Raw genomic sequence first — 10676 nt, forward strand, 5'->3', positions numbered from 1 at the left:
GCGGTCACTTCTCCTTCTGCAACACGGAGAGCGCGGCGATCAGCGCCGCCTGCGGCTCCGGGGTCACTTCGAGGGCGTCGAGCGGCGCCAGCCGCAGCTCCCGTTCAGTGCTCAGTACGCGGTCGATGTACGTCGTCAGCAGCTCCCCGCCCTTGTCGCGCAGCCGGGTCGCGGCGACCGCGCCGATCCGCTCGGCCAGCCGTTCCCCGGCGGTGCGCGCCCGGCGGCCGCCCAGCAGCGCGGCGGCGAGCAGGGCGGCGACGGTCTCGGCGTCGGGCGCGGGCGGCCGTTCCAGATCCCGTACCTCTTCCTCGGCGAGCTCTTCGAGCACCCGGCGCCAGCGCCGTGCGGCCATCCCGATCCGCTCGCCCGCCTCGCGGTGGGGGATCGCGAACGCGACCGCGTCGGCGGCGGGCTCCCGCCGCCACGCCTCGTGGACGTGTTCGTCGGCGGCGGCCACGGCGCACTGGAGCAGCGAGGTGAGGCTTCCGACGAGCGAGTCGAGAAGCTCACCCGCCGAACTGTCCAGCGGATATCCGCGCCACCGGGTGAGGGCGTCCCCGGAGAGGACCGCGCCGCGCTGGAGCCGGCGGCGTACCCGCGTGCCCTCTTTCTCGTACGCCTCTTCGACGTCCGCGGTCAGCCGTACGGACGCGGCGTACTGCGCGGCGACGGCCCCGGCGAGCTCGGGCATCCGGGCGTTGAGCGACTCGATGACGCCGGTGGCGGTACGGCCGACGGCCTGCTGCCGGGCCGCCGGGTCGTGCACCCGGTGCGCCAGCCAGGCGCGCAGCGGCTCGACGGCGGTGGAGGGCAGCAGTCCGGTGCCGCCGCCCGCGGATTCGGGCAACTCGGGGATGGTGAAGCGCGGTACGTCGCCGAGCCCGGCCTTGGTGAGCAGCGCGGCGTACTGCTGCGACACCTCGCCGATCACCTGGTGGGGCACCCGGTCGAGGACGGTGACGAGGGTGGCGTCGTACTCCTTCGCGGTACGCAGCAGATGCCACGGCACGGCGTCGGCGTACCGGGAGGCGGTGGTCACCATCACCCACACATCGGCGGCGCAGATGAGTTCAGCGGCGAGCACCCGGTTCCTGGCGACGAGCGAATCGAAATCAGGGGCATCGAGGAGGGCGAGCCCACGCGGCAGCGTCCCCACGGTCTCCACGCGCAACGTGTCCCCGCCGCCGGCGCCCCTCTCGCCCTCCAGGGACCCTTCCGCCCCGTCTTCCTCCCCCTCCTGCCGGGGCAGCCATACGCGCGTGAGCTGCGGCAGTACGCGGAGACTGGCGAACCAGTGGTGATCGTCCGGGTGGCATACGAGCACGGGCGTACGCGTGGTGGGCCGCAGCACGCCGGCCTCGCTCACCCGCCTGCCCACCAGCGAATTGACGAGGGTGGACTTGCCGGCTCCGGTGGAGCCGCAGATGACGGCGAGCAGCGGTGCCTCGGGCTGTTTCAGCCGGGGCAGCAGATAGTCGTCGAGCTGCGCCAGCAACTCGATCCGTGCCTGTCTCGCGCGCGGAGCCCCCGGTAGGGGGAGCGGGAGGCGCACGGCAGCGACACGGTCGCGCAGGGCGGAGAGTGCGTCGATCAGCTGAGGCCGTGCGTCCAAGGTCACCACATGCGAAGAATGCCCAATTTTGGAGCCTTTTAGAAGCTTAAAGGCTCCTCTGCGCGCCTATGAGCGCCGATTGGCGGCGAGGGACAGACGGTATGAGTGGGGCACAGGCATAACGAGTGCACAACACCCGGGGCGCGAGACGCCAAAAGCGATGCGCGATTCGCACTCGCCTGCGATTATCAGGTTCGCTTCACCGAACCTCCACATCGTGCCACGCAGGTGAAGCAACCGGCCCAAGGCAATCGGAGCCCTATCCTTGTCCCCGGCAAGGTCCAGGACCCCTCCCAGCCCGGGGCCAGGCCGCCGAGGTCATGATCCGGCCCCCGTAGCTCAGTGGATAGAGCAGGCGCCTTCTAAGCGCTTGGCCGCAGGTTCGAGTCCTGCCGGGGGCACCACGCCCGATTGGTGTCCGGCCCTCCCTCCGGGAGGGCTTTTCTGCTCACCTCAGGGAGCGGGTTACGCAGGTGTTCCTACTGTGTCAGTACGCCGCCCCGCTCGAACTCGGCGGCGTACGCGGCCTCACCCAGTGCGTCCCGGACCCGGGTGGTGATGCGGTCCACGTCGGAGCGTTCGCCGCCGCGCAGGAGTGCGCGTACTGACTGCCTGGTCGCGGTGGCCGCGCCCAGCAGCCGGGCGGCGTGCTCGTTGTGGCCGGCCAGGGACAGTGCGCCGGCCAGGCCCTCCAGGGCCAGCGCGATCGCCCGGGGGTCGCCGGAGTCGCGGGCGGCGGCGTAGCCGTCCAGTTGCAGCGCCAGAGCGGCCGGCGCGTCGCCGCGGGACTCCGCGACGAATCCGAGTTCGGCCAGGATCAGCGAGGGCCTGGCCGGCTCGTAACCCATCTGACGGTGCAGGTCGAGCACTCGGTGCAGGTGCGTCTCCGCCGCGTCCAGGTCACCCGCCCTGCGCGCCCCGAGGCCCAGTCCGATCTCGGCGAACTGCTCCCCGAACGCGTCCGACTGCTCGGCGGCGAGCCGCCCGGCGCGTTCGTGGAACTCCTTGGCCTGCGGAAGGTCCCCGGTCAGCAGCGCCACGCGGCCAAGGCTGGAGAGGTGGAACGACACCTGGATCCACAGCCCGAGGTCCTCGGCCATCCGCAGTCCGTCCCGGTACAGCCGCCCGGCCTGCTGGTAGTCGCCGGTGATTTCGGCCAGTGTCCCGAGCGGCACCATGGCCTGGAGCTGCCCCCACTGGTCACCCAGTTCCCGGAAGAGTTCGAGGCTCTGCTCGCCGTTCCGCCGCAGCGCGCTGAAATCTCCCCGCAGCTTCGCGTGGAAGGTCAGACTGCCCAGGGCCGCGGCCACCCCCCAGCGGTCGCCGACCGACCGGAACGTCGCCAGCGCCCGGTGGATCAGGTCCTGGCTCGGCCCCAGGTCGCCGATGCCGTAGAGGCTGGACGCGAGGAACCACTGGGCCCGGGCATGCCCGCCCGGGTCGGCGGCCCGCACCTGTTCGTACGGCTGGAGCGCGGCGCGGTACTCCGCCAACGGGTCGGCGACGCCGCCGAGTACCAGCTTGAAGCCGCCCAGCAGGGCGGTGGCCCTGGCCGTGGCGGCGGGCGGCGCAGGCACCGCGCCGCCGATCGACAGTGCCGCGGTCAGGGACCGCTTGGCCTCGTTGTTCCGGCCGCGCAGGTACCAGTACCAGCTGAGCGCGTTGGTGAGGCGCAGAGCTCCGTCGGCGTCACCGGCCTGTACCGCGCAATCGAGCGCCGTACGCAGGTTCGCCGTCTCGGCGTCCAGGCGGTGCAGCCACTGCCGCTGGCCGTGACCCCGCAGATGCGGCTCGGCGTGTTCGGCGAGGCCGGTGTAGTAATCGCGGTGCCTGCGCCGCAGGGCCTCGTACTCGCCTGCCTCCTGGAGGCGTTCGACGCAGTAGGCGGTGACGGATTCCAGCAGCTGGTACCGGGGCCCGTCCGTGCCGTCGGTCATGACCACCAGCGACCCGTCCACCAGGCGTGCGAGCACGTCGAGCACTTCCGTACGGTCCACGTCCTGCGCCGCGCAGATCTCTTCGGCGGCGGCGAGCGTACAGCCGTCGGCGTGTACGGCGAGCCGGCCGAGCACCGCACGCTCCTGGTCGCCGAGCAGCTCCCAGCTCCAGTCGATCACGGCCCGCAGCGTGCGCTGGCGCGCCGGGGCGCCGCGCGCTCCCACCGCGAGCAGGTGAAACCGGTCGTCGAGGCGCGCGGCCAGCTCGCGTACGCCGAGTACCCGTACCCGGGTGGCGGCCATTTCCAGGGCGAGCGGAATGCCGTCGAGGCGCCGGCAGATCGATACGACCGCCTCGACGTTGGTCTCGTCGAGTACGAAGTTCGGTGCCGCCGCGGTCGCCCGCGCCACGAACAGCTCGACCGCGCTGAACCGGCGTACGGCCGCGGGGCTGAGCTCCGTCGTGGCCTCGGGCCGCTCGGGCCGCTCGGGCCGCTCTGGCCGCTCGGGCCGCTCGGGCCGCTCTGGCCGTCGCAGCGGGGGCACCTCTTGTAGGTGTTCGCCGGTGATGCCGAGCGGAACCTGGCTGGTGGCCAGGATCCGCAGGGCGGGCGCGGCTTTGAGCAACTGCTCGGTCAGCTCCGCGACCGGGCCGACCACGTGCTCACAGTTGTCGAACACCAGCAGAGTCGGCCGGCCGCCCAGCGCCTGGGCGACCCGGTCGGTCAGCGAGGGCGGCGCGCCCCCAGCCCCTGGTCCGGCGCCGACCATGTCGTCCCGTACCCGCAAAACCGCGCCGACCAGCTCGTGCACCCCTGCGGAGGAAGTCGCGGACCGCGTGCCTCGGGACGGGGACGGGTCGAGGGCGCCGAACTCGGCCAGCCGTACGCCGCCCGGGAACTCCGCGACGAGCTGCGCGGCGGTCGCGAGCGCAAGCTGCGTCTTGCCGACCCCGCCCGAACCGGTCAGCGTCACCAGCCTGTTCGTGCCCAGCAGTGAGCGGAGCTCGCTGATCGCCTCCGCCCTGCCGATCAGGTCGGTGAGGGCGGTGGGGAGGTTCGTCGGCGGGTTGGCCGCGGTGGTGGCGGGAGGAGGGACGGCGGACAGCGCCGCGTCCTGGGTGAGGATCGCCCGGTGCAGGGCCGCGAGTTGGGGGCTGGGGTCCAGGCCCAGGCTGTCGGCGAGCCGCTCGCGCAGGTCGGCGTAGCTGCTGAGCGCGGCACTCTGCCGGCCCGCGAGGTAGAGGGCGCGTACGTGAGCGGTGCGCAGCCGTTCCCGGAGGGGGTGCAGGGCTACCAGGTCACCGAGCTCGTCGGCCACCAGGGCGTGTTCGCCGAGATCCAGCCGTGCCTGGGCCTGCTCCTCCAGCGCGGTCAGCCGCTGTTCCTCCAGCAGTTCTCGCGCGGCGCGGGTGAACTCCTCGTCGGCGAAGTCGGCGTACGCGGGCCCGCGCCACACCGCGAGCGCGTCCGCCAGCAGAGCGGCGCGCACCCGGGGATCAGCGGCGGACCGCGCCCGCGCCGTCAGGTCGCGGAACGTGCCCGCGTCCACCGCACCTGTGTCGACCAGCAGTTGGTACCCCGGTGAACGGGAGACCACCAGCTCCCGGGCGCCCGGCTCGGCGGTTTCGAGCGCTCGCCGCAGCTGCCACACCTTGTTCTGCAAGACGCCGACCGGGTTGTTCGGCAGCTTCGTACCCCAGAGGTCGTCGATCAGCCGGTCCACGGACACCGGTCTCTCCTGGTGCACCAGGAGGCGGGCCAGCAGGGCGCGGACCTTGAGCTCCGGCACCCGGACCGGGCGCCCGTCGGCTGTCCACACCGCCAACGGACCGAGCACCCCGAAACGCATGTGATCACGCTAACTCGGCGCGGCGATCAATGACAGAGCGATATCGGTCCCCTGATTGACCGGCCAAGAGCGGCCGAGAGGTCGGTCGAGGACGGCCGAGACCAGACCGAGAGAGGGCCGGGAGAGCTCGCGGTCACTGTGGTGGCCGGATCACATCCACGACTCGCAGAAGGAATCCCATGTCATCGAACGCCCCTGTGGCCTCCGCGCCCAAGGCCGGGGCCCGGGAATGGGCCGGGCTTGCCGTGCTGGCCCTGCCCACCCTGTTGATCTCCCTCGACCAGAGCGTGCTGTTCCTGGCGCTGCCGCACCTCGCCGAGGCCATGGACCCCTCCGGCACGCAGGCGCTTTGGATCATGGATGTCTACGGATTCATGGTCGCCGGCTTCCTGGTCACCATGGGTACGCTCGGGGACCGGATAGGCCGCCGCAAGCTGCTGATGATCGGTGCGGTCTGCGTCAGCGTCACCTCGGTGACGACCGCGTACTCCACCAGCGCCGAAGTGCTGATCGCGACCCGCGCGCTGCTCGGTATCTCCGCGGCGACGCTCATGCCGTCCACCCTCGCCCTGATCAGCAACATGTTCCATGACGCGCACCAGCGTGGCCGGGCCATCGCGGTATGGGCCAGTTGCTTCATGGCGGGCACCGCGCTCGGCCCGGTGGTCGGCGGGACGCTGCTCGAATTCTTCTGGTGGGGCTCGGTGTTCCTGTTGGGTGTGCCGGTCATGGTGATCCTGCTGGTCGCCGCGCCGATCCTGCTGCCGGAGTACCGCGACCCCGGCGGCGGCAAGCTCGACCTGCTCAGTGTGGTGCTCTCGCTGGCGACGATCCTGCCGGTCGTCTACGGACTCAAGGAGCTGGCCAGGTACGGCTGGGAGCCGTTGCCCAGCGCGGCGATGCTTGTCGGTGTGGTCCTCGGTGCGGCGTTCGTGGCGCGGCAGCGCAAGCTCACCCACCCGCTGCTCGACATGCGTCTGTTCAGCAGTGGCGGGTTCACCTCGGCGCTGGTGATCCTGTTGTTCTCGATGATCGCCACGGGTGGGAGCTACCTGTTCATCACCGGCTTCCTCCAGATGGTCGAGGGGCTGTCCCCGATGGAGGCCGGGCTGTGGATGGTGCCGTCGGCGCTGGCCTCCATCGTCGCCGGGCAGTTGGCCCCGGTCATGACCAAGCGGTTCCCACTGGGGGTCGTCATCGCCGTGGGGCTGGGCAGCAGCATGCTGGGTTACGTGCTGATCGCCTACGTCAGCCCGGTCGGCGGGCTGCCGCTGCTGGTGGCCGGCTTCGTGATCGCCTTCTTCGGCGGCGGCCCCATCGGGGCACTGGGCACGAGCCTGGTGGTGGGCTCCGCCCCGCCGGAGAAGGCCGGTTCCGCTGCCGCGCTGTCGTCGATCAGTGGCGATCTGGGTGCGTCGCTGGGCATCGCCGGGCTGGGCAGTCTCGGCGCCGCCGTGTACCGGAGCGAGCTCGATCTGCCGGCCGGTCTGCCGACGGGCGCGGCGGAGACGGCACGGGGCGGCATGGAGGGAGCGCTGACAGTGGCCCAGCAACTGCCCGCCGAGATGGGGGGCAAGGTGCTGGCCGCCGCCCGGGACGCGTACACGAGTGGACTGAACACGGTCGGGGTCGCGTGCGCGGTGCTCGCCGCCGTGCTCGCCTTCACCGCGGCGACCGTGCTGCGCGGTGCGGGGGCCGGGCGGGGGAAGAGCCCCGAGGAGGAGGGTCCTGGGCCGGAGAGGCCGGGGCAGGACGAGACGCCCGCACCCCCCGCCGGTGGCAGGCTCGCGGCTCTGCCGGAGCGGTAGTCCTGCCCCCGGACCAGCAGTGCCCCGCGCGCGACACTCTGCGGCGGGGCACTGCTCTTTACCTTTTCCCGTGGAGGGTCAGCGGTTGAACGAGGAGCCGAGAGCGGCTCCGGGCGCCACGGTGCCCAGCGTGCCGGCGCCGAAACTGAAGGAGCCGGTGGCGGTGATGCCCGCCGTGGTGCCGGGCAGGACCCACACGGAGCCCTCGCCGGCGTTCTCGTGCGGGGCGCCGACGACGAGTTCGGCGCGGGCGTCCCGGTTGGTGTCCACCAGCTTCACCGCGAAGCCGAAGAAGTCGTCCGTCTCGGCCACGCCGGTCACTCGGGGGGTGTCCTGGTTGAAGCCCTGGGCATTGGTGCCGGTCGGGCCGGTGGCCGAGCCGCGCATGACGATGACCGAGCCGGCGCGCTTGAGCGTGCCGATCGCTTCCCCGAAGACGCCGATCGCGATGTCGCCGTAACCGTCGCCGTTCACGTCGTTGATCGATACCGACCTGCCGAAGGCGTCGTCGTCCTCTGCGACACCCGGGATGCCGGGGCTGTCCTGGTTGAAGACCTTCGCCTTGGAGCCCTGCGGGCCGGTGGCGCTGCCGGGTACGTACGTGACCATGCCGCCCTTGGCCATCGGGATGGACACGTCGCTGTCGTGGCCGTCGACGGAGCGGCCGACCACGATGTCCGCGTAGCCGTCCTTGTTCACGTCGCCCGCCGTGATGTGCTCGCCGCCCTCGACCTTGTAGCCGTTCTCACGGTCGACCCTGGCGAACGCCGCGAAGCCCTCCGGCGTACCCCGCCAGTAGAAGATGGTGCGTGAGTCCCACTCCTCGCTGCTGGTCACCACGGCCACAAGGTCACCGGTGCCGTCGCCGTTCACATCCCCTACCGAGGTGTCGAGGAAGCGGGTGTCGCCGTCCGTGTCCGGGGTCGCGGACGTGGCGCGGGCGGCGCCGTCGCGGCCGAACGGTCCGGACAGGAGGCGGATGTCGCTGGACTGCGCGATGTACGCGATGTCCGGGTTGCCGTCGGCGTCGAAGTCGCCGGCCTTGACCATGTCGCCGACCTGCTCCCGCAGGGTCTTGCCCTCGGCCAGCACCGCGCCACCGGCCAGGCCCGTCGCGCCGCCCCAGACGACGGTCAGGATGCCCGCGTCCTCGACGGTGCCGACGTTCTCGCCGGTGGCGCCGATGATCAGGTCGGCGTATCCGTCGCGGTCCAGGTCCTCGGAGGTGACGGCGGAGCCGAAGGCGTCACCCGCTTCAGCGACTCCCGGTATCCCGGCGGTGTCCTGGCTGAAGACCTTCTTGGACGCGGTCTTCAGGCCCGTCGCCGATCCGTACATCACGGCGACGTAGCCGGCCTTCGCCCGGCCGTTGACGGTGGCCGAGGGCGCCGCGAAGGCGACATCCGCGTACCCGTCGCCGTTGAAGTCGTCCCCCTTTACGGTCGTGGCAGCCGCCCCGGTGACGGTGGGCGCGGCATGGGCCGCTGCCGGGAGGACTACGACGGCCGAGACCACGGCGGCGGCCAGGGCGACGCTGGTACGGAGTGCTTTGGCAGGCACGCTTACTCCTTCAGTGCAGGATGAGGCTGTGACCGAGCAGAAGCTCCGTACACGCCTCACCAGACACTCGGGCCCCGCAAATGGTTGCCCTGCGGTTAACTCTCCGCAACTGGGCGGCAAAGCGTGGCTGTTCGGCTCCCCGCGCCACGCCACGGCCGTTGTCAGGCCAGCGAGGCGCTCACCACCAGGGCGAAGCCCGCCGTGACCAGCAGCGTGCGCACCAGGTGCAGCCGGTTCCACCGCGTCTCGAAGGCCGCGCGCGCGTCGCGGTCGGTGGTGTCTGTCTGCTCGGACGCCGCGAGGGCGTTGTTGAGGGGGATGTTCCCGGCGATCGTGATCAGGTGGTTGAGGATGACGAGCCCGAGGCCCGCGCCCAGCAGTCCCCACTCCGCAGCAGACCGGTCGTCGCCCGGGACCGCCAGCGCGGCCGCCGGGAAGGCCACCGAGGCGAGCATGACCGACACGAACACCGTTCCTAGAGACTGAGCGGGAGTGAGTCCTGTTGCCAGAACGCATGCCCAGCCGAACGCCCCGAACGGTTTTGGGCGTTCTGGTCTCCCGCGTTCGCTCCGCGTCCGGGCGGCACGGATCGTGTCCGTGGTCCGGGAATGCGGGGGCGGGTTTCCTCACGCCCAAGAGCACGCCGGCCGGCCTGGACGGTCCGATGCCCACGACGATCACTCTGGTCGTTGTGGGGCGGTGCCGTCCGTCGCCGGACCGGGTGTCCTTGGGCGCGCCTTCCGATCGCCACGGCGGCAGCGTCGTGGCGAGTGGTCTTACGTGCCTTGCTGGTGAGGGGCTTCTGCCAGTGCTGCGCGCCCCACTTGCTGGTGTAGGCCGGGTCGACGGCAATGATCGTGATGCCCGTTTGGTCGGCCATCGAGGTGAGGCGGGCGCGGAGTTTGCCGGTGGGCATGCCGGAGATCAACTGCCGGAACCGGCGCTTGCGTCCGTGCTTCTCGCGGCTCTTCTCCGCCTGGAAGTCCAGGTCCTCGACCGCGATGGCGGCCACCTGGCAGGTCTTCGCCCAGTTCAGCAGCCGGGACAGGGCGTGGCGGACCTGCGCGTCACGGTGGGGGGCGTTGCCGGACAGGTCGTAGAAGAAGCGGCGGGGCCGGCCGATGGGGTTGCCATGGACATCGAGGCGCCAGGCGGCGAGATGGTCGGCGTTGGTATCGACACCGATCACCCCGTGCGCGAGCGCCGCCTCCATCGGGACCGTGGGCGCGGGCGGTATCTGCCAGGACGCGGTGAGATACCAGCGCCCGCGCCGGGTGTCGTGGTGGATGCGGTAGGCGACCGCCCGGTTCGCCTCAACACGATCAGCCCACTCGGTGCCCCGGTGCGCGAACCGCACCTTCGCGGCGAGCACGTACCGACCGTGCGGGGCATTCGCCAGCCCGGCCAGCGGCACCGGAAGCTTGATCGACACCTGGCCGTCCGGGCTGACGCGGATCGTCTCGTTGCCATACCGCTTCCCCGACTCACCATCAGCCGACAGGAACCAGCGCTCCGCCTCCCAACGCTCCCGCCACTGCGCCTCGGTGAGCTGGGCGTCGGCGAGGTGGTGGCGGGTGTGCAGCAGACGTTTGCCACCCCGCACCACCCGCACCCGGCCCGCACGCCAGTCCGAGACGGCGGCAGTATGCCGGGCCTCCAAGGCGGCCAGGCGCCGGGACTTCGCATGCCGCTCCCGCCGCGACCGGTAACCTCCCGGCGCCTTCTTCGAGCCGCGCTCACCCACCGGCAGTGACAGGCGGTGCCGAAGCATCCCGATCCCCGCCTCAAGACCCCGGATGTGCGCGGCCTGGCAGCGCCGGGCCAACGCCCACTGATCATGCGAAGCCTTCGTCACCGCCCCCGCCCACCGAGACGACGACACCGCCGTCAGCGCTCGCTTGCGCC

General features: G+C 71.5%; 6 protein-coding genes and 1 tRNA gene. 2 read left to right on the forward strand and 5 right to left on the reverse strand.

The window, feature by feature from the left end:
• Nucleotides 1-4 precede the first annotated feature (4 nt).
• On the reverse strand, nt 5-1615 hold the full coding sequence (locus J7E96_RS34965) for a GTPase domain-containing protein (RefSeq protein WP_215137624.1): 1611 nt from the start codon (nt 1613-1615) through the stop codon (nt 5-7).
• A 328-nt stretch (nt 1616-1943) separates the two neighbouring features.
• On the opposite strand from J7E96_RS34965, the gene J7E96_RS34970 reads away from it, so the two are divergent.
• Nucleotides 1944-2019 (forward strand) — tRNA-Arg (locus tag J7E96_RS34970).
• A gap of 75 nt (nt 2020-2094) precedes the next feature.
• Here the strand turns inward: J7E96_RS34970 and J7E96_RS34975 are convergent.
• The gene (locus J7E96_RS34975; protein ID WP_215137626.1) at nt 2095-5403 is read right to left on the reverse strand and encodes a BTAD domain-containing putative transcriptional regulator; all 3309 of its coding nucleotides are present in this window, start codon (nt 5401-5403) and stop codon (nt 2095-2097) included.
• A 179-nt stretch (nt 5404-5582) separates the two neighbouring features.
• On the opposite strand from J7E96_RS34975, the gene J7E96_RS34980 reads away from it, so the two are divergent.
• Entirely contained in the window at nt 5583-7211 is a 1629-nt protein-coding gene (locus J7E96_RS34980; RefSeq protein WP_215137628.1) for an MFS transporter, read from the forward strand.
• A gap of 78 nt (nt 7212-7289) precedes the next feature.
• Here the strand turns inward: J7E96_RS34980 and J7E96_RS34985 are convergent, their stop codons facing one another.
• From J7E96_RS34985 to J7E96_RS34995, 3 genes are all read right to left on the reverse strand, one after another.
• Nucleotides 7290-8771: an FG-GAP-like repeat-containing protein gene (locus J7E96_RS34985; RefSeq protein ID WP_215137630.1), complete on the reverse strand. Its 1482-nt coding sequence runs from the start codon at nt 8769-8771 to the stop codon at nt 7290-7292.
• Between the two features lie 161 nt (nt 8772-8932).
• Nucleotides 8933-9226: a DUF1772 domain-containing protein gene (locus tag J7E96_RS34990; protein WP_215137647.1), complete on the reverse strand. Its 294-nt coding sequence runs from the start codon at nt 9224-9226 to the stop codon at nt 8933-8935.
• A 20-nt stretch (nt 9227-9246) separates the two neighbouring features.
• Nucleotides 9247-10676, reverse strand: a 1430-nt coding sequence (locus J7E96_RS34995) for a transposase (RefSeq protein ID WP_215137632.1), incomplete at its 5' end; no start/stop codon positions are given.

The organism is Streptomyces sp. ISL-96, from assembly GCF_018614035.1.
Lineage (GTDB): Bacteria > Actinomycetota > Actinomycetes > Streptomycetales > Streptomycetaceae > Streptomyces.

Excerpts from the sequence above, each read along its gene's own strand:
- J7E96_RS34975 (WP_215137626.1), bottom strand. The coding sequence starts at position 5,403 with ATGCGTTTCGGGGTGCTCGGTCCGTTGGCGGTGTGGACAGCCGACGGG.
- J7E96_RS34980 (WP_215137628.1), top strand. The coding sequence starts at position 5,583 with ATGTCATCGAACGCCCCTGTGGCCTCCGCGCCCAAGGCCGGGGCCCGG.
- J7E96_RS34990 (WP_215137647.1), bottom strand. The coding sequence starts at position 9,226 with ATGCTCGCCTCGGTGGCCTTCCCGGCGGCCGCGCTGGCGGTCCCGGGC.